The sequence below is a fragment of the Acidimicrobiales bacterium genome, assembly GCA_041394265.1.
In the GTDB taxonomy this organism is placed as follows: domain Bacteria; phylum Actinomycetota; class Acidimicrobiia; order Acidimicrobiales; family SZUA-35; genus JBBQUN01.
Map to the genome: position 1 here is coordinate 1,527,596 of JAWKIO010000005.1, position 24,482 is coordinate 1,552,077.

General features: G+C 66.9%; 20 protein-coding genes. 7 read left to right on the forward strand and 13 right to left on the reverse strand.

The window, feature by feature from the left end:
- Nucleotides 1–38 precede the first annotated feature (38 nt).
- The 6 genes from R2733_07370 to R2733_07395 all read right to left on the reverse strand — a co-directional run bounded on the left by R2733_07370 (nucleotide 39) and on the right by R2733_07395 (nucleotide 6,840).
- Nucleotides 39–854, reverse strand: coding sequence for a protein-glutamate O-methyltransferase CheR (locus R2733_07370; GenBank protein MEZ5376323.1), 816 nt, complete (start codon nucleotides 852–854; stop codon nucleotides 39–41).
- A 10-nt stretch (nucleotides 855–864) separates the two neighbouring features.
- Complete coding sequence (locus R2733_07375) at nucleotides 865–1,236, reverse strand: response regulator (protein ID MEZ5376324.1); 372 nt, start codon at nucleotides 1,234–1,236, stop codon at nucleotides 865–867.
- 52 nt (nucleotides 1,237–1,288) lie between these two features.
- Entirely contained in the window at nucleotides 1,289–2,815 is a 1,527-nt protein-coding gene (locus R2733_07380; protein MEZ5376325.1) for a methyl-accepting chemotaxis protein, read from the reverse strand.
- Between the two features lie 8 nt (nucleotides 2,816–2,823).
- Nucleotides 2,824–3,291: a chemotaxis protein CheW gene (locus tag R2733_07385; protein MEZ5376326.1), complete on the reverse strand. Its 468-nt coding sequence runs from the start codon at nucleotides 3,289–3,291 to the stop codon at nucleotides 2,824–2,826.
- On the reverse strand, nucleotides 3,291–5,633 hold the full coding sequence (locus R2733_07390; protein MEZ5376327.1) for a chemotaxis protein CheA: 2,343 nt from the start codon (nucleotides 5,631–5,633) through the stop codon (nucleotides 3,291–3,293). Before R2733_07390 ends, R2733_07385 begins: the two co-directional genes overlap by 1 nt.
- Nucleotides 5,634–5,850: 217 nt before the next feature.
- Entirely contained in the window at nucleotides 5,851–6,840 is a 990-nt protein-coding gene (locus tag R2733_07395) for a malate dehydrogenase (protein ID MEZ5376328.1), read from the reverse strand.
- A gap of 220 nt (nucleotides 6,841–7,060) precedes the next feature.
- On the opposite strand from R2733_07395, the gene R2733_07400 reads away from it, so the two are divergent.
- Together R2733_07400 and R2733_07405 are read left to right on the forward strand one after the other, a co-directional pair.
- Nucleotides 7,061–7,699, forward strand: a complete 639-nt coding sequence (locus R2733_07400) for a TetR/AcrR family transcriptional regulator C-terminal domain-containing protein (GenBank protein ID MEZ5376329.1) — start codon at nucleotides 7,061–7,063, stop codon at nucleotides 7,697–7,699.
- Between the two features lie 16 nt (nucleotides 7,700–7,715).
- The gene (locus R2733_07405) at nucleotides 7,716–8,111 is read left to right on the forward strand and encodes a hypothetical protein (protein MEZ5376330.1); all 396 of its coding nucleotides are present in this window, start codon (nucleotides 7,716–7,718) and stop codon (nucleotides 8,109–8,111) included.
- A gap of 110 nt (nucleotides 8,112–8,221) precedes the next feature.
- On the opposite strand, the gene R2733_07410 is transcribed toward R2733_07405, so the two are convergent.
- Together R2733_07410 and R2733_07415 are read right to left on the reverse strand one after the other, a co-directional pair.
- On the reverse strand, nucleotides 8,222–10,057 hold the full coding sequence (locus R2733_07410; protein MEZ5376331.1) for an ABC transporter ATP-binding protein: 1,836 nt from the start codon (nucleotides 10,055–10,057) through the stop codon (nucleotides 8,222–8,224).
- Nucleotides 10,054–11,805: an ABC transporter ATP-binding protein gene (locus tag R2733_07415; protein MEZ5376332.1), complete on the reverse strand. Its 1,752-nt coding sequence runs from the start codon at nucleotides 11,803–11,805 to the stop codon at nucleotides 10,054–10,056. The genes R2733_07410 and R2733_07415 overlap by 4 nt, the downstream gene beginning before the upstream one ends.
- A 157-nt stretch (nucleotides 11,806–11,962) precedes the next feature.
- Between R2733_07415 and R2733_07420 the strand changes: the two genes are divergently transcribed.
- Nucleotides 11,963–14,020: an Hsp70 family protein gene (locus R2733_07420; protein ID MEZ5376333.1), complete on the forward strand. Its 2,058-nt coding sequence runs from the start codon at nucleotides 11,963–11,965 to the stop codon at nucleotides 14,018–14,020.
- 13 nt (nucleotides 14,021–14,033) lie between these two features.
- On the opposite strand, the gene R2733_07425 is transcribed toward R2733_07420, so the two are convergent.
- Together R2733_07425 and purH are read right to left on the reverse strand one after the other, a co-directional pair.
- Nucleotides 14,034–14,894 (reverse strand): methylenetetrahydrofolate reductase, encoded by an 861-nt coding sequence (locus R2733_07425; protein ID MEZ5376334.1) that lies wholly within the window; start codon nucleotides 14,892–14,894, stop codon nucleotides 14,034–14,036.
- Between the two features lie 259 nt (nucleotides 14,895–15,153).
- A complete protein-coding gene (gene purH / locus R2733_07430) occupies nucleotides 15,154–16,692 on the reverse strand; it encodes a bifunctional phosphoribosylaminoimidazolecarboxamide formyltransferase/IMP cyclohydrolase (protein ID MEZ5376335.1) in 1,539 nt (512 codons plus the stop codon).
- A 114-nt stretch (nucleotides 16,693–16,806) separates the two neighbouring features.
- Between purH and R2733_07435 the strand changes: the two genes are divergently transcribed.
- The gene (locus R2733_07435) at nucleotides 16,807–17,676 is read left to right on the forward strand and encodes a uroporphyrinogen-III synthase (protein MEZ5376336.1); all 870 of its coding nucleotides are present in this window, start codon (nucleotides 16,807–16,809) and stop codon (nucleotides 17,674–17,676) included.
- A 34-nt stretch (nucleotides 17,677–17,710) separates the two neighbouring features.
- Here the strand turns inward: R2733_07435 and R2733_07440 are convergent, their stop codons facing one another.
- The 3 genes from R2733_07440 to sucC all read right to left on the reverse strand — a co-directional run bounded on the left by R2733_07440 (nucleotide 17,711) and on the right by sucC (nucleotide 20,884).
- Nucleotides 17,711–18,751 carry an N-acetylmuramoyl-L-alanine amidase gene (locus tag R2733_07440; GenBank protein MEZ5376337.1) on the reverse strand — a complete coding sequence of 347 codons (1,041 nt, stop codon included), beginning with the start codon at nucleotides 18,749–18,751 and terminating at the stop codon, nucleotides 17,711–17,713.
- Nucleotides 18,752–18,847: 96 nt separating this feature from the next.
- On the reverse strand, nucleotides 18,848–19,732 hold the full coding sequence (gene sucD / locus R2733_07445) for a succinate--CoA ligase subunit alpha (protein MEZ5376338.1): 885 nt from the start codon (nucleotides 19,730–19,732) through the stop codon (nucleotides 18,848–18,850).
- A 9-nt stretch (nucleotides 19,733–19,741) separates the two neighbouring features.
- Nucleotides 19,742–20,884, reverse strand: a complete 1,143-nt coding sequence (gene sucC / locus R2733_07450) for an ADP-forming succinate--CoA ligase subunit beta (protein ID MEZ5376339.1) — start codon at nucleotides 20,882–20,884, stop codon at nucleotides 19,742–19,744.
- A 102-nt stretch (nucleotides 20,885–20,986) separates the two neighbouring features.
- Between sucC and R2733_07455 the strand changes: the two genes are divergently transcribed.
- The 3 genes from R2733_07455 to R2733_07465 are packed head-to-tail and all read left to right on the forward strand — an operon-like array spanning nucleotide 20,987 to nucleotide 24,431.
- Nucleotides 20,987–21,475 (forward strand): hypothetical protein, encoded by a 489-nt coding sequence (locus tag R2733_07455; protein ID MEZ5376340.1) that lies wholly within the window; start codon nucleotides 20,987–20,989, stop codon nucleotides 21,473–21,475.
- A gap of 3 nt (nucleotides 21,476–21,478) precedes the next feature.
- A complete protein-coding gene (locus R2733_07460; GenBank protein MEZ5376341.1) occupies nucleotides 21,479–22,339 on the forward strand; it encodes a phosphodiesterase in 861 nt (286 codons plus the stop codon).
- 10 nt (nucleotides 22,340–22,349) lie between these two features.
- Entirely contained in the window at nucleotides 22,350–24,431 is a 2,082-nt protein-coding gene (locus R2733_07465) for a DUF4214 domain-containing protein (protein MEZ5376342.1), read from the forward strand.
- The last annotated feature ends 51 nt before the right edge of the window (nucleotides 24,432–24,482 follow it).

Sequence of the window (24,482 nt, forward strand, 5' to 3'; positions counted from 1 at the left end):
TTTCACCTGTCTCGGTGTCGTCGTTGTCGGGGTGGCGTTCATGAGGGGCGGTAGATGCTGGTCTTGGAGATGAGTTCGCGACGCCAGGAGGCATCGACGCCGACCGTCGTCTCCGATGCGCCGAGGATCAAGTGCCCGTCCGGCCGCAGGACCTTGCGGACCTTCTCGAGGATCGATCGCTTCACATCGCTCTCGAAGTAGATGAGGACGTTGCGCATCAGGACCACGTCGCTGGTCGGAATGCCGGTGAAGGGCTGGTCGAGATTGTGCTGGCGGAACTGGATCATGGCCTTGAGTTCGGGCTTGACCTGCCAGTGCGTCCCCGCCCGGTTGAAGTGACGCATCAGCATGGGTGCCGGCATGCCACGGTTGACCTCGAGCTGGGTGTAGCTCCCCTCTTTGGCCTTGGCCAGCATCTCCGTCGAGAGGTCGGTGGCGAAGATCTTGACCTGTCGCTGGAGGTGCGGAAGATGCTCGGCAACCAGCATCGCGATGCTGTACGGCTCCTGCCCACTGCTGCATGCGGCCGACCAGATCTGGATTGGCTCGTTCCCGCGCTTGTTGGCCAGGTCGGGGAGGATGCTCTTGATGAGCACGTCGAAGGGGTGGGCGTCTCGAAGCCACGAGGTCTCGTTCGTGGTCATGGCGTCGATGACGCGATCCACGAGCGGTCCTCGTTGCTGGCGCCGCAAGAGGCTCACCAGCTCGTCGAACGAACCCAGCTTCTGCTCGCGCATGATCGGCTTCAGCCGAGCCTCGACGAGATATGACTTCGACACATCGAGCGAGATGGCCGACTCGGCCCTCACGATCTGCCGAATGTAGGTGAAGTCGGCTTCGCTCAGCGACATCATCGATCCCGCGTCAGAAGCCGAGAATCGAGAGCTTGTCCCGAATCACGGTCTGGTCGAACGGCTTCATGGCGTACTCGTTCGCGCCCGCCGTCAGCGCCGCCTCCATGTTGTCGAACTCCGTCTCGCTGGTGACCATCATGAGCGGTAGCGAACCCCAGCGCTGGCTGGCGCGCACGAGCTTGACGAACTCGAGGCCGTTCATCTCCGGCATGTTCCAGTCGACGAGTGCAACGTCCATGCGGTCGGTCGACTCGAGGATCTCGAGGGCCTGGCGACCATGCGCTGCCTCGTGGACCTCCCAGCCGAGTTCCTCCAGCATGCGGCTCAGGATCCGCCGAATGGCACGGGAGTCATCGACGATCAGTGCGTGATTGGTGTTCATGATTCTCCTCCGGAGGACCCGGCGTTGCGAGGGCTAGCGGTTGATTCGGTGGTCACGCCATCGCCACGTTCGGCGACGGTGCAGTGGCGGGTGCGTGATGGAACTCGGTGGCGGCCGACCGACCGTTCACAAGACGTTGCAGGTCGTCGGCGACCGAGGCGAGCTGCCGGGCGGCCTGCTGTGTGACCGCCACTTCGCCGGTGGCCTGGCGAGCCGAATCGGCGACCGCGCCGATCGTGTGGGCGATGTGCGACGACCCGTCGACGGCTTCGGTGACCGAGCGGGCGATGTCGCTGGTCGTTGCCGTCTGCTGTTCGACGGCAGCGGCGATGCTGGTCTGGAAGTCGGCGATCTCGCTGATCACCTTGGCGATCGCTTCGATGGCCTCCACGCTCGACACGGTCTCGCCTTGGATTCCACTGATGCGTTCTGAGATCTGCTCGGTGGCCGCTGCGGTCTGCTTGGCCAGCTCCTTGACCTCGTTGGCGACCACGGCGAACCCCTTGCCTGCCTCGCCGGCCCGGGCAGCTTCGATCGTGGCGTTCAGCGCCAGGAGGTTGGTCTGCTCGGCGATGGAGGTGATGACATCGATGACCTGGCCGATCTCGGCCGAGGATTCGCCCAGCTTCGCCACGGTGTCGTTCGTCCGTGTGGCGCGAGCCACCGCGTCGCTGGCGACGGACGAAGCCCGACTGGCGTTCTCCGCGATCTCACGAATCGACATCGAGAGCTCCTCGATGGCGGCGCCGACGTTCCCGACGCTGCCGGAGACGACACCGGCGACATTCGCAACGGCGTCCGCCCGCTCGGTGGTTCCGGCCGACATGTCGCCCATTCGTCCCGATGCCTGATCGAGGCGACGGGACGCATCGATGAGCGCTCGGGCCGATGCACCGATCGTGTTGCCGATCGACCGAGCGATCAGGAACGACACGGCAGCGGCGGCCAGAGCCACGACGATCGTCACGGCGAAGATGTTCGTGACGAGCGTCGACGAAGCGGACTTGAGTTCGTCCATCAAGGACGTCGTCTCGGCCTCGTAGATGCCCTCCTCGAGGACGTCGATCCGATCTCGCATCGCCTCGAAGGAGGTGCGAGCGGCGGCGATCGTTTCCGGCGTGGGGTTGTCGACCATTGCCTGCGAACGATCGGCCCACTCCTGGTGCAAGGGGTCGTACTCGGCGACCAGCTCGGCCTCGCCCTCGAGCCCGAGCGAGATCGCCTTGAACTGGTCGAAGCGCTCGAAGGTCTGCGCCCGGTTCGATTCGTAGTCCTCGATGAACTGGTCGTGCTCGGGGCCTGCGGGTGTGGCAATCGCTCGTTCGGCGGCCAGTTGCGCCTGATAGGAGTCCCGGTCGACGTTCAGCATCAGCAGCGTGGCCGGCACGGCCTGGGATTGCAGCGTCGTCGAGTCGTCGGAGACGGCGCGAGCCGAGGCCGACACGATTGCCGCCTGGCCGATGAGTCCGGCGAGCCCGACCGATCCGACCAACAGCACTCGCTGGCGGACGGAGAATCGACTCGGAGCTGACGTCGATCCGATCGCAGGCTCGAGTGTGGGTGCTTCGTTCGTGGTCATCGGGTCCTCTAGTTGGTGGTGCGGGTCATGGCGATGGTGCGCTCGACATCGAGCGTCAACAGCAGCTCGTTCGGGAGCTTGTAGGCGCCGGTGATCAGTTCACGAGCGATGCCGCTGACGGTTTCGGGCGGCTGCTCGTAGATCTCCGAGTCGACCGTCATCACGTCACCGATCTCGTCGACCATGAGGCTGACGGGCTCGTTGCGATAGCGGACCACCACGTGCACCTGCTCCTTCTTGGCCTCGGGATCGCGGGCGACATCGAGCCGCGCGTGCAGGTCGATCGCCGTTGCGATCTGACCCCGAAGGTTGATCAGACCGGTCACGGCATGGGGGCTGTGCGGAACGGCGGTGATGTCGGAGTGGTACAGCACTTCCTGGACGCTGAGGACGTCCAGGCCGAGCAAGAGTTCTCCGACCCGGAAGGTGCAGAGCTGGCGCTCGGAGGCGTCGCGGCGGACGGTGGTGGCGGGCATCAGTACGCTCCCATGAGATCGAGTTCGGAGACCGGCATTTCGCGAGCGACGACGCTGGCCACGTCGAACAGGTCGGTGACCCGGTCGCCGATCACGACACTCTCGGAGTTGCCGTGTGACAGGTCGTGTTGGACGATGTCGAGGATCTCGCCGACGATCAGGCCGACGTCGTGACCCTCGTGTTGGTAGACCACCACGCTGACCGTTGGGTGCTCGCTCTGGTACCAACCGCCGTAGCCGAGGCTGCTGCCCAGGTCGACCAGCGGCATGATGCGACCGCGATACTGCACCACCGAGCGATGGCCGGCCTGCTCGATCGCCTCGACCGGGAACTCCTCGAGCCGGGCGACATCGGACAGGGGCAGGGCCACTCGCCGTCCCTCGCCCAGGGCGAGCAGGAGGAGCGTGGTCATCTCGGTCGATGCGCGCACCTCGGCGGCGTCGAGGAACTCGTGCAGCGGGTTGCCCTCGCCGTGAGCAGAAATGATGCCGGCATGCTGGGCGAGCCCGAGCACATCGAGGATGACGGCGACACGGCCGTCGCCGAGGATCGTCGCCCCCGAGTAGAGCGGGATGTCGGCAACGACCTGGCCGAGTGGCTTGACGACGATTTCCTGTGTCTCGTGGATTTCGTCGACGACCACGCCGAACTGGCGATCGTCGGCCTGCAGCACGACGACGTTGGCGACCTCGCTGTCGGCGACCGGCGAGCCGAGCACCGTACGCAGATCGACGATCGGCAACAGGCGGCCGCGAAGGCGATACACCGGCGCACCGTGGACGAACTCGATACCGGCAGAATGCTCGCCGGCTTCGACGCGAACGAGTTCGATGAGGTTGATCTGCGGGATGGCATAGCGGTTGCCGCCACAGAGCACCGACAGCGCCGGGATGATGGCCAGCGTCAGCGGGATCTTGATCTTGAACGTGGTGCCCTCGCCCGGAGCGGTACGGACCTCGACCGAACCACCGATCTTTTCGATGTTGGTCTTCACCACGTCCATGCCGACACCGCGGCCCGACACGTTGGTGATGGCGGCAGCCGTACTGAAGCCCGGCAGGAAGATCAGGTGAGTGGCCTCGTTGTCGCTCATCCGCTCGGCGGCTTCCGGCGAGATCAGCCCCCGCTCGACTGCCTTGGCCTTGATGCGGTCCAGAGCGATGCCGGCGCCGTCGTCGGAGATCTCGATGTTGACCTGGCCACCCTCGTGGTTGGCCCGCAGGTGCAGGACGCCTTCGCGATCCTTGCCGGCAGCCTCACGATCATCGGGACGCTCGATGCCGTGGTCGACCGTGTTGCGGACGATGTGGGTCAGCGGGTCCTTGATGGCCTCGATGATGGTCTTGTCGAGCTCGGTGTCCTTGCCATCCATCTCGATGCGGATGGACTTGCCCATCTGGTGCGACAGGTCTCGGACGACCCGGGGCAGCTTGCCCCAGACGTTGCCGATCGGCTGCATCCGGGTCTTCATCACGCCCTCCTGGAGTTCGGACGTGATGATGTTGAGCCGTTGAGACGGGGCGCTGAACGTGGCGTTCCGGGTGTTGTCGACGAGCTGCACGATCTCGTTCCGTGCGAGCACCAGCTCGCCGACGAGGTTCATCAGCTGATCGAGCAGCGCGACGTCGACACGAATCGTGCTGTCGGCGGCGGATCCGTTCTTCTCGCGAGCCGCCTGCTGCTTGTTGAGGGCAGTGGCAACGTCCTCCTGCGAGGTCTTGCCCTGACCCACCATGATCTCGCCGATCAAGCGACGGTCACCGAGTTCCTGCTCGGAGGCTGCAATCTCGACGTCGTCGTGAGCGGCGGTGCCGTCGGCGACGAGAAGACGACCCAGAGCGGTGGGGTCGAGCTCGGCAGCCGAAGCATCGGCGGGTGCGTCCTCGTCGTCCGCATCGGCTGCATCGGACAGGACGTCCTCGGTCTCGGCGTCGGCGTCGGCGTCGGCGTCGGCGTCGGCAACCGTTACCTCGGCCAGTGCGTGCAGACGAGCGATCAGCTCGGAGTGGTCCTCCGATTCGTCGGTACCCGTTTCTTCGATCGTTGCCAGGCAGGTGCGAAGAGCGTCGATCGTCGCCAGCAGCGCGTCGGTGACGGCCTCGGAGAGCTCGAGCTTGCCGTCTCGCAGCAAGCTGAGCAGGTTCTCGCCGGCGTGGGCGACCTTCTCGAGCCGGTCGAAGCCGAGAAACCCGCAAGTGCCCTTGATCGTGTGCAGGCCGCGGAAGATCCCTTCGAGGACACGGGTGTCATCGGGACGCTCCTCGAGCGACACCAGTGACTGATCGATCTCGTCGAGCATCTCGTGGCTCTCGACCAAGAATTCGTTGACAATCTCGTCCACGTCGGATGACCCCTTCTCGCAGCGTGCGCACAGGTTCGGTTCCGCGTTCGGTGGCCATGAGGTTTGGATCAAGTTTGTTTCTGCGAGAAAAACCCGTCGAGCCGCCGACTCCCGAGGGTGTCGGCGGCTCGACCAGCGAGTATGTGGTTGCGGTGACGCTGCGACTGCGGCGGCACCCTCGGCCTCGCGAAGGGCCCTGCGGCCCTCGAGGTATTCGTCAGATCAATCCGAGTTCGGCAACGGCGTCGCGCTCGGACACGAGTTCGGCAGTCGAGGCGTCGATGCGGGCCCGGCTGAAGTCGTCGATCTCGAGACCCTGGACGATCGCAAAGTCGCCGCCGGCGCAGGTGGCCGGGAAGCTCGAGATGATGCCCTCGGGCACGCCGTAGGAGCCGTCGGAGATGACCGACATCGACACCCAGTCGTTGTCGGGAGTACCGAGCGCCCAGTCGTGCATGTGGTCGATGGCGGCGTTGGCGGCCGACGCCGCCGACGACGCACCGCGCGCATCGATGATGGCCGCACCCCGCTTGGCCACGGTGGGGATGAAGTCGTTCTCGAGCCAGGCCTGGTCGTTGACCAGCTCGGCGGCGTTCTTGCCGTTGACCTCGCAATGGAAGAGGTCGGGATACTGCGTGGTGGAGTGGTTGCCCCAGATGGTCATCTTCGTGATCTCGGTGACCGGCGAACCGACCTTGGCGCCGAGCTGGCTGAGGGCGCGGTTGTGGTCGAGGCGAGTCATCGCGTGGAACTGACGGGGGTCGATGTCGGGTGCCGACGACATGGCGATGAGCGCGTTCGTGTTGGCCGGATTGCCGACGGTGAGCACCTTGATGTTCTTGTTGGCGCTCTCGTTGATGGCCTTGCCCTGGGGACCGAAAATGCCGCCGTTGGCCTGGAGGAGGTCGGCTCGCTCCATGCCCTGCTTGCGAGGCATGGCCCCCACCAACAGGGCGTAGTCGGCGTCACCGAAAGCGACGTTGGCGTCGTCGGTGCGCACCGTGCCGGCGAGAAGCGGGAAGGCGCAGTCGTCGAGCTCCATGGCCACGCCTTCGAGCGCTCCGAGGGCCGGCGTGATCTCGAGCATCTGCAGGATCACGGGCTGATCGGCGCCCAGCATCTCGCCGGACGCAATGCGGAAGAGGAGGCTGTAGCCAATCTGGCCGGCGGCTCCGGTGACAGCGACTCGGACGGGGGCTTTGCTCACGACGACTCCTTGCATACAACGTGGAAGGGTCCACTCGGACCACCTGCGAGCGTAGCTGGCCCACCCGGATTCGACCTTTTCCGTCGGGGTGCCTCGCTCCGACGACAATGTTGAGGCACCATGGTGGGCGGCCACCGTGCCGCCGGGTCTCGACTCGGCACGGCCGTTGGCTCGAACAGGGGGCGAGACATCGGGGATTCCCGAGAACGGGGCAGTCACCATGCCGAAGATCGACCAACGCCAACTCGCTCGTGCCGCACTCGAACTCCTCGACCTCGGCGGGCCCGAGGCGCTCGACTCACGCACGCTCGCCGGTCGCCTTGGCTGTCGGCACGACGACGTCATCGACCTGGCCGACTCCCGAGTGGCGCTGATCGACCTCGCGTGTGACGCCGTGTACGCCAAGGTCGTGCTCGAGCCCGATGGGCAGAGCTGGGCGGAGCGGATGCGCGACTACAGCCGCTCGTATCGACGGGCCCTGCTCCAGCATCCTCGGGCCGTGCCCTATCTCGCGGTGCGGCCGATCCAGCACGATGCCGGCCTCAACATCGCCGAGCGGGCCCTCGCCGAGCTCACCGAGGTCGGCTTCTCGCCCGAGGAGGCCAACCGAGTCGTCCTCGTGATCGTGAGCTTCGTCAACGGGCATGTCTTGACCGAAATCGGCGTGAGCCAGGCCGACCATCACGAGGTCGATGTCGATCTGGTGGCCCGCACCCGCCGGGCCGCACCCCTGCACCAGCTCCCGATCCTGGCGCAGATCTTCGCCACCGACAACGATCGCGACGCCGAGTTCGAGCTCGGGATCGATCTGCTCGTCGGCGGACTCGAGCGCCATCTCCTGCACGCTGCACCACGCTGACCTGCCGCCTGCCACCGTGGAACGGTTCCAACCCAGGCTGATCCACGACGGCATCGAGGAACTCGGCCACCTGCCGCCCGGTCAGCCGATCGAGCTGACGTGTCTCCACTGCCGTGCCCGGTTCACCGTCGATCCGATCCTCGTGGCCCAGTCGGCGCGTTCTGTCGGACTCAGCTCGTCCGCCGAGGATCGGGCCACGCTTGCGCACCTGTCCAAGGCGTTCGACTGGTCGATCCAGACGCTCGACGAGTTCGTGTACGTCAAGGGCCACCGGGGCCTGAGCCCCCAGATCACCGAACGTTCGTGCCCCGCGTGCGGGCGTGCGCTGTGGATCATCACGTCGACCGGGGAGCTCCAGCCGGGGCGCAACGCCACCGCGATCGAGGGCGTCATCGCTCCCCCCCGCCGTTGACGACGTCGTGACCCGCTAGGCCGACGCGACGACCCGACAACGTTCGGCCCTCGGCGAGATCACACGCCACGTCCGAGGGGGTGCAATCAGCGAAGCGACGCTTGCTGGAGTCAGCGGGCCTGGCGGGTGTTGCCGATCCATGCTCGGTGGAGGCGGGTGTAGATGCCGCCCGCGTCGACGAGTTCGGCATGCGGACCGGCCTCGGCCAGGCGACCCTTGTCGAACACGAGGACGAGGTCGGCGGCCTCGGCCGTCGCCAACCGGTGGGCGATACTCACCAGGGTCCGCCCGGCAGCGAGGCGCGTAATGGCCGTGGTCAGAGCCTGGTCGGTCTCGGGGTCGACGGCCGAGGTGGCCTCGTCGAGGATCAGGAGCCCGGGGTCGGCCAGGGCGGCCCGAGCAAGCGCCACGAGCTGGCGCTCGCCGACGGAGAGGTTGTCGCCTCGTTCACCGACCTCGGTGTCGAGTCCGTTCGGCAGCCGTTCGATCCACCAGCCCAGATCAAGGCGATCGAAGGCGTGCTCGATGTCGTCATCGGCTGCCGCAGGCCGACCGAACCGGATGTTCTCTCGGATGGTGGTGTCGAAGAGGAAGCCATCCTGCGGCACCATGCGGACACTCGCCAGCCGAGCGTCGTGGGAGATCGCCGTGAGTGGCACCCCGTTGAGTTCGATGCCGCCGGTGGTGGGGTCGGCCAGCCGGCACAGGAGTTTCGCAAAGGTGGTCTTGCCCGATCCGGTCTCTCCGACGATCGCCACGTTGGTTCCGGCGGGGATCACCAGGCTCACGTCGTGGAGGACCGGCTCGCTGTCTCGATAGGCGAACCCAACCTCGCGAGCCACGACCTCGACCGCACCACGGGGCAGGTCGACGCCGGGCTCGGCCTCGGCGACGTCGATGGGACGGTCGAGCAGATCGAGGATCTTGCGCCACCCTGCGACGGCAGTCTGGGTCTGGTCCATGGTTTCGCCGAGCTCGGCAATCGGCTCGTGCAGCAGCGTCGTGAGGAACAGGCACGCCACGATGTCACCAGCTCCGAGGCCGAGCCGATCTCGCTGGGTGAGACCGACCGCCATCACCCCGATGAACGCCACCGCCCCGAAGAAGTCACCGACGACGAAGACGGCCGCCATGAACTTGTTCGCGTGGAGCCTGGCCCGATAGCGGGCGGCGATGCGATCGTCGAGGTCTTGCCTCGTCCGAGCCTCGGCGCCGTAGGCGCGGACGACGGCCGCCCCCATCACGGCCTCACTGAACGACGACAGCATGTCGCTGATGCGGGTTCGTAGCAGGTCGTAGGCCGCGAGCTGGCGGACCTGGAGCCACCGCATGATCGGCAGCACCGGGAGATAGGCGACGAACGCGATCAGCGCCAGCACCGGCGAGTAGTAGGCGAGCACGGCGAACGTGCCGAGGATGACGGTCGGGTGGATGGTCCAGGAGTAGAGGCCCCACTGGGCGAAGCGCGACAGCGCCTCGGCGTCGGCGGTGACGCGAGCAACCAGGACACCCCGCTTCGTCTCGTTGTGGTCGGCGATCGACAGCTGGTGCACCTTGTCGAACGCCGCAATGCGCAGCGTGGCGATGCCGGCCTCGGCCCGAGAAACCAAGCGCCGCTGGGTCGCCCACGAGATCAGCGCCGCAGCGACCACGATCACGGCCATCACCGACCCTGCTCGTACGACCGCACCAGGGTCGATACCAGCGGGATCGAGGACGCCGTCGTTGATGGTTCGTTCGATCAGCACCGGCACGACGAGCCGCCCGAGGGCGACGGCGAGCCCCATGATCGCTGTAGGGATGATGCCCTGGCGCAGTTCGTCGCTCTGACGCAGACCGCGTCGCAGAACCGAGAGTGCGCCTTCGGAGGTGCCGACCTCGGTTTCTGGGTCCTGACCGGCGGCGTCGGTCGTCGAGAGCTCGTCGGACACATCGATGGCGGTCATGCCGATGCCTCCTCGTAGGCGGTCACCAGCGCGTGGTAGCCCGGATGATCGAGCAGATCCGCATGGGTTCCGCTGGCTTCGATCGTGCCGTCGCGCAGGTAGAACACCCGATCGGCCAACTCGATCGTGGAGACCCGCTGAGCGACGATGAAGGTCGTGGTGTCGAGTTCCCGACGCAGACCCGCCAGGATCTGCTGCTCGATCCGGGCGTCGACGGCGCTCGTTGCGTCGTCGAGCACGAGGAACCGAGGCGAACGGATCAGCGCCCGAGCGAGTGCCACCCGCTGCCGCTGCCCACCCGACAGGGTCACGCCACGCTCGCCCACCACGGTGTCGAACCCCTGAGGCAGCTCGCCGATGAAGTCGCCAACCTGGGCCACCTCGGCCGCTCGCCGGACACTGGCGTCGTCGGCCCGGCCGCTCAGATCGATGTTGGCCCGCAGTGTGTCGGCGAAGAGGAAGGACTCCTGGAACACCAATGCGATGTCGTCAGTCCGATGGGCGGGATCGATCTCGGTGAGGTCGATCCCGCCGAGGCGCACCACACCGCTGCTCGGTGGAACCAACCCGCAGATCACGTTGCAGAGGGTGGTCTTGCCCGACCCGGTGGACCCGACCAGCGCCACGACTTCGCCCGGACGCACGTGCACGTTCACCCCGGTGAGCACTGCCGTGCCGTCGGGATAGTGGAAGTCGACGTCGACGGCCTGCACCGACAGCGGGCCGCTCGGCAGGTGGGCGAAGGCATCGGGTGGGTCGTGGAGCGGCTCGTCGAAAATCGCATCGAGACGACCCCGGGCCACGACGGATGGCGGCATGGACTCGAGGAAGAAGCCGAGCACCCGCATCGGGAAGGCGAGCACCGTGAACAGCGACGCCACCTGCACCAGGTCACCCGGGCCCACGGCGCCGGCGTCGACCCGATAGATGCCGACGATCAGCACGATGATGATGCCGACGTTGGGGATGGCGTCCATGACCGCCTCGAACGCGGCCCGCATGTAGCCCACGCGCACCCGGTCGGACTGCAGCTGCCGAGCGGCCGCGGCGAACCGCTCCGATTCGTCGCCGGATCGACCGAGGGTCTTCACCACGAGCGCGCCGTCAAAGCTCTCGTGTGCGATCGAGGACACCTCGCCCACCCCGGCCTGCACCTTGGCCGCCGGGAGTTCGACCTTGTGCGAGTACACCCGGTTCAGCATGGTGAGGGCCGGAAAGATCATGAAGGCGATCAGGGCGAGGATCGGATCGACCAGCACGATGCTCACCGCCGAGAACACGGCGAGGAAGCCGACACCCAGCGAGAACGGGAGCGGGTGGAGCACCTCGACAGCGACCTCGGCGTCGTTGTCGGCGTGAGCCAGGAGCTGACCGGCAGGGATGCGCTGATGCCACGACAGGGGCAGAGCGAGATACTGGTCGCTGAGCCGTTGCCGGAGGGTGACCTGCACCCGTTCGGCCGTCATGCCGGCAAAATACCGGCGGGCGACCACCCCCGAGACTCGCAGCAACGTGACCGCTACCACCGCAATCGCGGCCTTCCAGAGCACCCCGTCGACGACCTGGCCGGTCTCGACCGACTGGATGATGACCTCATCGGTGATCCAACCGAGCACGACGGTCGACAAGACCGTGCCCGCGGCAAAAACCGCGGCGCCGGTGGCAGCAATGGTGAAGGGCCCGGGGTGGAGTCGGACCATGTCGACGACATGGCCCACCCCACGTCGAAGCGCGGTCCGGTCGGACACCGTGAGACCTCTCGTGGCTGGGGGATGGACCACGTTAGCGAGGCGTCGACCCTGCCTCACCCGTATTTCCGACGTGTCGATGCTCCCGGTTGGGCCGGGCGGGCGGCGACGCGACCGGCGATCGGTCTCAGCTACCATCCCGAGCGGAGGCTTTCGGTTGACTTATTCGCTCGGGATCGACCTCGGCACGACGAACTCAGCAGCGGCCATCGCCGACGACCAGGGCGTTCGCATGTTGTCGCTCGGTCACGACGGCCCGATCGTCGCGTCGGTCATCCACGTGACTGGCGACGGGTCGACCACCTTCGGACGGGCCGCCGTTCGCCGAGCCGAAGGCGATCCCGCGGGTGTCGCTCGCGAGTTCAAGCGCCGGTTCGGCGACGAAACCCCGTTCCTCCTCCACGGCACACCGGTCGCCGCCAACGACCTCACCCTGCTGCTCGCCACCCACCTCGTCGAGGCCGCCACGGAACTCCAGGGCGAAACACCGACCGACCTGGTGGTGTGCCACCCAGCGAACTGGGGGCCGTTCAAGACCTCGCTGCTGAGCGACACGCTCGCCAACTCGGCCCTCCCATCGCATCGTCTGGTCACCGAACCCGAGGCTGCGGCCATCCACTATGCCGCCCAGTCCCGGGTTGCCGACGGCACCACGGTGGCGGTGTACGACCTCGGGGGCGGCACGTTCGACGTGGCGATCCTCCGCAAGACCACCGATGGCTGGGAACGCATCGGACGACCGGGCGGGATCGAGCGACTCGGCGGGATCGATTTCGACACCGCCGTGTTCCATCACGTGCTGCGCTCGCTCGACCTCGATCTCGACGCCTATGACGACGACGACATCGCAGTGCAAGCCGGGGTGGCCCGCCTCCGGGCCGATTGCACCGAGGCGAAGCACACCCTCTCGGCTGACACCTCTGCGGTGGTGTCGGTCCTCCTCCCTGGCCGATCCGAACAGGTTCGCATCACCCGCGGTGAATTCGAGACCTTGATCGCACCAGCGATTGCCCGCTCACTCGACACCTTCGACAACACCATCTCGGCGGCAGGGCTGACCTACGAGCAGCTCGACCGGGTCCTGATGGTCGGCGGTTCGAGCCGGATTCCGCTGGTGGCCGAACGGGTCGCCAGTCACACCGGGCGCCCCCTGGCGACCGACGCCCACCCCAAGCACGCCTGTGCCCTCGGCGCCGCCCAGCTGGCCGCATCCACCCGGTCCGCGTCCGTTCGAGCACCAGCGACTCCATCGGCTCCGCCCACGCCGTCGACGCCCTCATCGGCCGAGCAGCCGGCCAATCCGCCGACACCACCCGCAGCCACACCGCCATCCACGCCAGCAGCCGCTGCGGCACCACCACCCACGCCACCCGCCGACGCACCAGCGCCGGCACCGCCCACGCCTGCTGCTCCGCCGAGCCCGGCGAGCCAGGCGAGCCAGGCCGACGACCTCCAGCTCCGCCAGCCGCTCGGCGGCATGTTCCAGGAGCTTCCCCACATCTCCGAGGGCCTCCCCGAGTTCATGGACCGAGGACGAGGACGCCAGCCTGCCCCTCCCCCACTCGATGTTCCGCGCCCGGTGGCGCGCCCGCTCCAGCCACCCGCCGCTGTGTCGCCCGCCGCCCAACCCAGCGGTTGGAACGTGCCGGCCACGCAAGCCAACCCGGTGCTGGTGCCAAACGAGTTCCACGTTCCGGGCCAGGGTCGCCCTGCACCGCAGGTGCACCGACCCAAGAAGAAGCGGTCGGCATCGATGTTCTTCCTGGGCCTCGTGCTCGTGGTCGGGCTCGGCGGTGCGGCCGCCTACGCACTCGACCTGTTCGAGCTCCCCTCGACCGGAGGCACCACCACCAGCTCGACCACCACGACCGCCGCTGATGGGAGCGACGGCACCGCGGGCGAGGGCGGGTCCACACCGACCGAGACCAGCCTCGTGAACAACACGAATTGCCCCGACGACCGGATCCCCGACCCGAACATCACGTATCAGATCAAAGAGATCGCCGCCGACGACAAAGACGGTGGAGCCAACGCTCGCAGCGGACCGGGCCTCGGCGCCGACACCCCACCAGTGACCGTCCTCCCGTCGTTCACCCAACTCGAACTCGATCTCACCAAGTGCGAGCTCGATACCGACGGCCGGGCCTGGTGGGGCGTGATCGTCGACGGCAACCAGCTGTGGGTGTCGTCGAACCTGATCATCCCGGTCGGCTGACGCCAGCGATCACTCAGCGGGCGAGGTCGATCTGATCGATCACCTCGAGCGACGCCTCCGAACGGTTCAGCGTGTAGAAGTGGATGCCCGGTGCGCCGGCTTCGATGAGGTCTTGCGACAGCCGGGCCGCCACCTCGATACCGATCTTGCGCACTTCGTCAGGTCGGTCGGCGACGGCCTCGATGCGGGCGGCCAGCGGCGCCGGAATGGTGGCGCCGGCCATGGCGGCGAACCGGGCGACCTGACCGGCATTCGTGATCGGAATGACGCCTGGCACCACTGGCTTCGTGCTGCCGAGGTCGGCGAGGTCGTTGACCATCGACAGGTAGTGGTCGATGTCGAAGAAGAACTGCGTGACCGCGAAGTCGGCGACCTCGAGCTTCTGGGCCAGCCGCTCCCGGTCGGATCGCAGGTTCGGCGAGCGCGGGTGGCCCTCAGGATGAGCGGCCACACCGATCGACACCGTGGTCTTGGTGCGCAGGTACTCGACCAGGTCGATGGCGTGCTCGAAATCGCCGTCGGGCACGGGCGAGCCGTCGGCGGGCGGGTCGCCGCCCAGCGCGAGGATGTTGCCGACGCCACCAGCCGAGTACGACTCGAGGAGGGCGTCGATCTCCGGCTTGGTGTGTCCGAGACACGTGAGGTGGGCCATCGCCGGGAAGGCGTTGCCCTGCTCGATGTCGAGGACGACATCCCTCGTGCGATCCCGATCAGACCCTCCGGCACCGTAGGTCACGCTGACGAAATCCGGGTTCGCCACATGGAGGTCGACCACCGTCTGGTCAAGCTGAGCCCGAGCCTCCGGGGTCTTGGCGGGAAAGAATTCGAAGCTGACCGTTCGCTTTTCGGCCAGCAGGTCACCGATCAAAGCCATTCGCGGCTCTCCTCATGTTCACCTGCACGGCGCCGTCAGCGGGCGATGTGATCACCATCATCGCCATCGCTCCCGATTGCCAAACCAGCAACCGTGACCGTGAATTGTTCCAAAGCCTACCCTCTCATGATCGACCCCGGCAGTCGGTAATTGAGCCCACAGCTCGCAGCGCCCCGCTCCGACTCCGGTGCCCGAGCGCCGCGCACGGCACCCAAGCAGAGAAGGTGGTCGTCCGCCCGCGTGAGCGGGCGGCCGTGGATCAGTGCCGGAACTGGCGCTCACCGGTGAAGATCATCGAGATGCCGCGGGCGTTGGCGGCGGCGATGGTCTCTTCGTCGCGGACCGAGCCGCCAGGCTGGATCACGACCGCGGCGCCTGCATCGGCAGCGGCTTCGACGCCGTCGGCGAACGGATAGAACGCGTCGGAGGCACACGCGCCGCCGATAGCGCGGCCGTCGGCCTTGCTTGCGGCGAGGAGGCCCGACTCGACCCGGTTCTGCTGGCCGGCGCCGATCCCCCAGGCCGTGCCGTCCTTGACCAGGACGATCGCATTCGAGATCACGTAGCTACAGAGCTTCCAGGCGAGCTGGGCATCCGCCATCTCGGCCTCGGTGGGCTGGCGGTCGGTGACGACCTGCCAGGTGTCGGGGGTGGCACCGAAGTAGTGGTTCTGCTGTACGAGGAACCCGCTCGACAGCGGCCGCACGGTGAGCGCTGGGCTCTCGGGCGCCGAGGCGGTGAGCAGGCGAGTGTTCTTGCGCTTGGCGATCAGTCGATCGATCACGCCGGGCTCGTAGCCGGGGGCGATGATGAGGTCGGCCTGTGCCGCTCCCTCGATCGCTGCGACCGTCGCTTCGTCGACCACTCGGTTCAGCGCGACGATGCCACCGAAGGCCGAGCGAGGGTCGCACGCAAAGGCCCGCTCGTAGGCGGTCGCCAGGTCGGAGGCGATCGACACCCCGCAGGGATTCGCGTGCTTGATGATGGCGACGGCCGGCCCGTCACCGAGATCGTGGACGAGCCGCCACGCCGCGTCGGCATCGAAGAGGTTGAGATAGCTGAGCGCCAGCCCCGAGTGCTGCTCGGCCGAATCCCACCACGTGCTGGTGCCCTGCAGCCGATAGCGGGCACCCTGCTGGTGGGGATTCTCGCCGTAGCGCAGGTCTTGCGCCCGCTCGAGCGAGAGGTGGATCGTCTCGGGAAGAACCTCCGGCGTCGTGCTGGTCTCGTCGAACCACTTCACGATGGCGGCGTCGTAGGCCGAGGTGTGGGCGAACACCTTGCGGGCGAGCCGGTGACGCATGGCCGGCGAGGTGCTTCCACCATTGCGGAGCTGCTCGAGGACCGGCTCGTAGTCGGCCGGATCGACCAGTGCCGTCACGTACTCGTGGTTCTTCGCCGCTGCGCGCAGCATGGCCGGGCCACCGATGTCGATCAGGTCTTCCGACGAGGCCTGCGGAGCGTGGTCGAAGCTCTCCGGATCGGCCCCGAAGGGGTAGAGATTGCCGACCACGATGTCGATCAGGTCGATGTGGTGGGTCTCGAGGTCGGTCAGGTGCGAAGGGTCGCGGCGATCGGCGAGGAGGCCGCCGTGCACCCGGGGATGCAGCGTGACGACACGGTGCCCCAACATCGCCGGGTAGCCGGTGAAGTCGGCAACATCGGTGACCGGGATCCCGGCTTCGGTGATCACCTTGGCGGTACCACCGGAGGAGACCAACTCGACGCGGAGTTCGTGGAGCGACTGGGCAAGCTCGGCGATGCCGGACTTGTCGTAGACCGAGAGAAGTGCACGCACGGCGTCGAAGCTATCGAGTTTTCACCATGAGAGGGGTCGGCATGAGTTGTTGCGACATCGTGAACAACGTGGTTGGCCACATCGCAGCCGTCCGAGCTGCCGCCATGCTGCGGCATGGGTTCGATGCTCGGCGGTCGTATGGACACCAGCCTCGACGGTGTCATCGTCGGTGTCACGGCCGAGCGACGAGCCGATCAGCAGGCGCGCTATCTCGAGTCGCTCGGGGCTGAGGTCATCTGCGCTCCGGTGCTGCAGACCATCGATGCCCGGACCAACCCGCGCCTGATCGCTGCCACCTACGACCTCATCGACCATCCCGCCGACGTGCTGGTCGTCCAGACCGGTCAGGGATTCCAATGGTGGCTCGACGCTGCAGACAACGACGACAAGCTCGATGGCCTGCTCGGCAGTCTGCGAACCACCGACGTTTGGTGCCGCGGGGCAAGAGCATCGAGTGCCGCCCGAGCCGTGGGTCTCGCCCCTACGTGGGAAGCAGCAACCGAGACCGTCGGTGACGTCGCCGAACACCTCACACAGGTCGAGCTACGAGGCCACCGAGTCGCCATTCAGCTCGACGGCAACGACGATCAGTGTCTCGTCGACGTCGCGAGGGCACAGGGGGCCCACGTGGTCGAGCTGGACGTCTACCGGTACGCGATGCCGGTCGACTTGGAACCGTGTCACGATCTGATCGATCGGATCATCACGGGACACGTCGATGCGGTCACCTTCACCACCTCTGCTGCGATCCGTCACCTTCGGGGCATCGCGGCATCGGCGGGCCGGCTACGGCTGCTCGACCGAGCGTTCGACGGCGCCTGCGTTGCGGTGGTCGTCGGCCCCGTTTGTGCGTCCGCTGCGAGCGATGTCGGATGGACCGGGGTCGTACGACCGCCGACACCGCGCATCGACGCCATGCTCGACGCGCTGACCGCTGCGCTGTGCTGGGACGACGACGAGTCCGGCGCGTTACCGTCTACCTGACACCGACGGCGAACGGATCACGCCTCGATCGGCATCACTCGAGGGCAGGGTCGACGCAGCCGCCCGCGCCGCCGGTGCCGCTGGTCGGGATGAAGATCCGCGGCTCGGCCACGAAGCCCGTGCCTTCTGCGTCGGACAGCAACCAGGCCTCGATGCCGTCGGCCAGCGCCAGCGACGCCACCTCGACGTACTCGTCGGTGGCGAAGAGTTCGGCCTCTGCTGGGTTCGCGAGATAGCCCAGCTCGACCAGCACACCTGGCATCTCCGGTCGGCGGACCATCCCGTAGGTGTCCTCGCCTTCGTTGTTCAGCACCTCCAGCACGCCGGCATCTGGTGCGGTCTGCCAGGCAACATCGAACGGCTCGAGCGCGTCGACCACGGCCTCGTAGATGGTGCCGCCCAGGCGACGGGACTCCTCGACGTCCTTCTGGACGAATACCTCGGTGCCAGGGGTCGGCGATGGCACACCCTCGGGCGCATTGTGGTGAATCGACACGATCGCAGCGGCCTCGAGCCGGTTGGCGATCTCGGCTCGGACCGCCAATGGCACGCGGTAGTTGGCGGTCCGGGTCAGAACCACCGAGATCTGTCGTTGCCCCAGCAGGTTCGCCGTCCGCTTGGCCACGGCGAGGTTGAGATCTCGTTCGACCAAGCCGTTCGGGCCCTGCGCACCGGTTTCGACATCGCCGCCATGGCCTGGGTCTAGCACGATCTGGATGTCGTTGAGCGGCGTACCCCAGGAAACGATCCCATCGTTGCCACAGGGCGTCATGATGGCGTAGCCGGCGTCGGAGAATCCGGCGACCGGCACCACGACACCGGTCGGCGTGATCAGGGCCCGAGCGTCGCCGGGCGTGACGATGGCGGGCCGTTCCGGCTCGGGTTCCTCGTCCACCGTGGCGACGGTCGTCGATGACGCCGCCTGATCGTCTGCGATCTCGTCGCCGATCGTGGTGCCGACGCCGTTGTTGTCGACCGCCGGCTCGTCGGTGGCCGAGACAGCGGTACATCCGGCGGTGAGCAGACCCGACACCATGAGCGCGGCAAGGGTCGGATGGCGGCGGGACGAGGGCACACCCCCAGTCAAACCGACAAAACGACGAATCCCTGCGAGACCTGCGTCGAAGCGACGAGGCAGCGCAGGGATTCGGGGTGTTGCGAAGGTGCTGATCTACAGACCGGCGACGATCTCGACCATCAGCTGACCGGCCTCGGTGGGGTTGTTGCCCACCTTCACGCCGGCGGCCGTGAGGGCCTCCATCTTGGCGGCCGCGGTGCCCTTGCCACCGGAGACGATGGCACCGGCGTGGCCCATCTTCTTGCCCGGGGGCGCCGTGACACCGGCGACGTAGGCCGACACCGGCTTGGTCATGTTGTTGGCGATGAACTCGGCGGCCTCTTCTTCAGCCGAACCACCGATCTCACCGATCATCATGACGGCCTTGGTGTCGGGATCGGCCTCGAACGCCGCGAGGCAGTCGATGAAGCTGGTGCCGGGGACCGGGTCGCCACCAATGCCGACACAGGTGGTGACACCGATGTCTTGCTGCTGGAGCTCATAGAGCGCCTGGTACGTGAGCGTGCCGGAGCGGCTCACGATGCCGACAGGACCGCCGGCCTTGGCGATGTGGCCGGCGGTGATGCCGACGTTTGCCTTTCCGGGCGAGATGAGACCGGGGCAGTTCGGGCCCAGGAGTCGGGTGTTCGGGAAGTCCCGCTTCAAGACGTTGAAGAACTGCGCCTCGTCGTGGGCGGGAACGCCTTCGGTGATGCACACGATCAGTTCGAGACCGGCTTCGGCGGCCTCGAGCACGGCGGCCTTCACACCCGGGGCGGGCACGAAGATGCACGATGCCGTGGCGCCGGTGGCGTCGACCGCATCGGCGACCGAAGCGAAGATCGGGATGCCGTCGACATCGGTGCCGGCCTTCTTGGGGTGCGTGCCGCCGACGACCTGGGTGCCGTAGTCGCGGTTCAGCTTGCCGTAGTAGCTACCGGTCGAACCGGTGAGGCCCTGGTAGATGACCTTGGTGCTCTCATCGAGGAAAATGCTCATCGTGGTGCCTCAGCCTTTCGCCAGCTCGACGGCCTTGGTGGCAGCAGCGAGCATGGTGGGTTCCATCATCAACTTGTCGGTCAACGCCGGTTCGAGAATGGCGCGACCTTCGTCGGCGTTCGTGCCATCGAGACGCACCACGATGGGTGCGTCGATGGTGACCCGCTTCAACGCTTCGATGATGCCGTTGGCAACCTCTTCACCGCGGGTGATGCCACCGAAGATGTTGATGAAGATCGACTTCACCTTCGGATCGTTGTTGATGACCTCGAGTGCCCCGGCCATGACGTCGGCGTTGGCGCCGCCACCAATGTCGAGGAAGTTGGCCGGTGCGCCACCGACCTGATTGATCACGTCGACGGTGCTCATGGCGAGACCCGCACCGTTGGCGATGACGCCGACGCTGCCGTCGAGGCCCACGTACTGCAGGCCCTTCTCGTGAGCCGCTTCCTCGCGCTCGTCGCGGGGCTGCGTGGCGTCGTACTCGGAGTACTCCGGGTGCTCGTAGACGGCGTTGGCGTCGAGGCTGACCTTGGCGTCGAGTGCGTGGACCTCGCCGGTGGGCTTGAGGATGAGCGGATTGATCTCGACGAGATCGGCGTCGCCCTCGACGTAGGCGGTGTAGAGCTTCATGAGGATGTCGACCGCGCCGTCGGTGGCGGCAGGGTTGAGCGCCGCCGCCTCGACCCAGGCGCGGCACTCGGCCTCGGAGAGCCCCTCGGCCGGGTCGACCCAGATCTTGGCGATGGCGTCGGGGTTCTCCTCGGCGACGGCTTCGATCTCGACACCACCCTGAGCCGACAGCATGCCCAGGTACTTCTTCGCCGAGCGATCGAGCGTGAAGCTGGCGTAGTACTCCTCGGCGATGTCGGAGGCCTTCTCGATCCAGATCGTCTTGACGATGTGGCCCTTGATGTCGAGACCGAGGATGTTCGTGGCGTGCTCGCGGCATTCCGCCGCGTCGTTGGCGAGCTTCACGCCACCGGCCTTGCCCCGGCCACCAACGTGGACCTGGGCCTTCACGACGACGGGATAGCCGACCCGGTCGGCGATGGCCACGGCTTCGTCGACGTTGTCGGTTGCCGCGCCGTCGGACACCGGGATGCCGTAGGTCGCGAAGAATTGCTTGCCTTGATATTCGAGAAGATCCACGTGTGGGGCCTCCGCCTCGTGGTTGGGGGTTTGTACCGGCGATACTAGGGCGGTGAACCAGCCCAATCCCAAGTTCGTTCGAATCATTGATGCAGGTGGCTCGTGCCGATAGCGCAACGTGGTGAACGAGGCGGTCGCCAGCTCCTGATGCTGGCCGCAGCAACGGTTCTGGGGCTGGTCGCGATGGTCTGGCTGTTCACCCAAGTGGGTGGAACCGGAAGCAACGCCAACGTGCAGGTGAGCATCGGCGACGACGTCTTCCTCGCCGGCAACGTCGATCGCCTGGCCGATGACATCGCCAAGCTCGAGACCCCGCTGCTCCTCGGCGACGTCTCCGGCGGCGACCGAGACATCTTCCTCCAGCACATCGGCGACGACGATCGAGCGGGCTGGTATGCGTTTGCGGTTCGCCCGCTGGCCGCCACCCGCGACTGTTTCGTCGAGTGGCAGCCCGACGACGAGACCTTCGTCGACAACTGTGACGGCACGGTCTACCCGAGCACGGGTGAGGGTCTTCCGCCCTACCCGATCGACATCGACGAGGACGGGTTCCTCACGATCGATCTGCGCTCGGCCGACGCGGAGAACTGACCCGTGCCCACGTCACCGCTGCTCCTCGCCCAACTCAGCGACACCCACGTCGTGGCGCGTGACCAAACCCACGTGGCCGGCACCGACGCCGATCATCCGCTCGACCCGAACCGCCGGCTCCGGCTTGCCGTCGAGTCCGTCCTCGCCGAGACCGTGCCGGTGAGTGCGGTGGTGATGACCGGCGACCTCGCCAACGAAGGACGACCCGAGCAGTACGAGGCGATCGCCGAACTGATCGCGCCCCTCGATGTGCCGGTCCTTGCCATTCCGGGCAATCACGACGACCGAGCCTCGATCCGCACGCTTGTTCCCGGTCTGCCGTGGGTCGACGCCGAGCATGCCAGTTGGTCGATGGTCCACGAGGGCGTGACCATCATCGGCCTCGACACCACACACCTCGGGTTCCACGGGGCGGAGTTTGACGACGAGCGAGCCGTCTGGCTCGACACTGCGCTGGCGGACGCCGACCTGGCCGGGGGTCCCACCCTGCTCGCCATGCATCATCCGCCGTTCCGGTCCGGCATCTCGTGGATGGACCGCTCGGGTTTCATCGGACTCGAGCGTTTCGCCGAGGTCGTCAGCGCCCACTCGGTCGATCGCATCCTCTGCGGTCATATGCACCGCCCGATGAACGCACTGGTCGGGGGCACGATCGCCCAGGTCGGACTGTCGACCGTGCAGCATGTCGCCCTCGAGTTCGACGTTGGCGATGTCACGCCGCTGAAGATGATCGACGGCCCGCCGGGCTACCTCGTCCATCGATTCGACGACGGCACCTGGGTGAGCCACACCCGGTACATCGACCTCGACGCTAGGCCATTCGTCCCAGCCTGGGCCGACGAGCACCTCGAACGGAATCGGTAGATTCGACGGGGTGCAGCGTCATCTCCTGGCCATCCTGGCCGTCCTGACGGCCGCGATCGGGCTCACGATTGCACCGCCGCCGGCAGGAGCGGCAACGACCGGCGACCCCGGTTGGTACTCGACGCCCGACGTCATCTGGGATGTCACCAACCCGGCCACCACCTCGCAACACACCAACGATCTCCGAACGATCGTGCGCGACATGGAGGAGTTCGAGGGCCGCATGTACGTGGCCGGCAAGTTCCTCGACGTGGTCGCTCCCGACGGCACCACCCACGCCCAGCCGTACCTCGCAGCGTTCGACCTCGACACCGGGGTGTGGGACTCCACGTTCCGTCCGGTGCTCGACGGCATCGTCTACTCGATCGAGATCACACCCGACGGCCGCCTGTATGTCGGCGGCGAGTTCGCTGGCGGCTCGGCGCTCTACGACGCCCGCACCGGTGCACGCAACACCACCTACCAGCCCGGGATCACGCTCAGCTGGGGCCCGCCCGCCGTCTTCGACGTTGAAGTCGTCGGCAGCTCGGTCTATCTCGGCGGTCGGTTCTCGAGCGCCCAGGGCACGACGTTGTCGAACCTCGCCCGAGTCGATGCAACCACCGGGGTACTCGACACGGGATGGACGCCGATGGCGAACCCCGATGTCTCGGTATCGGCCGAGGCCGGCCAGCTCGTGCACGCCCTCGCCATCGACTCCACCCGCCAGCGGGTCTACGTGGCCGGCAAGTTCGGCGGCATCAATGGCAACACCGACGCTGCCTACTTCGCGATCCTCACCACGACCGACGGTTCCTTCGTTCCCGGGCTACCGCAGGGACTCCCGCTCGGCATCCCCGACCATCGGGAGGTGGCGTCGATGACGATGGAAGACGTCCAATTCGAGGGCGACCGTGTGTACCTCGGTGGTAGCGCCCACCAGACGATGCTGCTCGACGCAGCCGACCTTTCGGTCGACGCGACCTTCCACACCAACCAGGGCGTCGGCGACATCGCCGCCGGGGGCGACACCCAGGTCATCACCATCGGCAAGCACACGATCTGGTCGGGCTGTCATTGCTGGGGCTCGGTCGGCCCGTACGAGATCGGCAGCTACGCCGCCGGGCGCATGACCTACGCCGAATACCTGCAGTGGACCTACGACTTCGGGACCAAGAATCCGTTCGGCCAGCAACGGGTGCGTGGCGGCTTCGGGATCGACAAGACCACCGAGGAGCTCATCCCGCTCACCATCGACGTCACCGGCCAGGCCGGCGCCTACGCCATCGTGGAGGACTCGCTCGGCCGGGTCTGGTTCGGCGGCCAGTTCTCGAACGTCGCCTCGACCGGCCGAGCCGTGAGCGGCATGATCCGGCTGTCACCCACGGTGCCGCCGGTCGTGCCCGCTGACGACGCCCGACCGGCCGATGACCAGATCGTGCGGCTCTACCGAGCCGTGTTCGGCCGCTCGCCCGATGCCGCCGGGTTCCTGTACTGGACGGCGGTCTACCGAGGCGGTCGCCCACTGGCCCGGATTGCCGACGACTTCATGACCTCGGCCGAGTGGCAACAGCGCTTCGGCAACCAGCTCGACGACGCCGCCTTGGTCGATCAGCTGTACCGCAACGTCCTCGGACGGCCCGGTGAACCGGAAGGTGTTGCCTACTGGATCGGGCAGTTGGCGGGCGGCGTCACACGCAACGCCACGCTGCTGGCCTTCGTCGACTCGCCCGAGAACATCGCCATCACCGGCACGAGCGCACCGATCGCCGCCGACGAAGCGAGGGTGCTGCGCCTGTATCGAGCCGCGTTCGGGCGGGCCCCCGACGACGAGGGCTACGAGTATTGGGTCGGGCTGCATCGCGGCGGTGCGTCGCTCGAGGCGCTGGCCACCGAATTCGTGGCCTCGGCGGAGTGGGCGACCCGGTTCGGCAGCAACCCCACGCCGGAGCAACTCGTCGATGCGCTGTATCGCAACATCCTCGACCGGCCCGGCGACACCGCCGGCGTGACCTACTGGGTTGCCGAGCTGCAACGGCGCAACGTGGTGTCGGTATTGGTGGCGTTCGCCAACTCGCCCGAGAACCTGCAGCGCACCGGAACGGTCCTGTAGGCAGAGGGCGGACGCGCTCTGCGGGCGAGAACCCCTTCGTCCCGCTCGCTC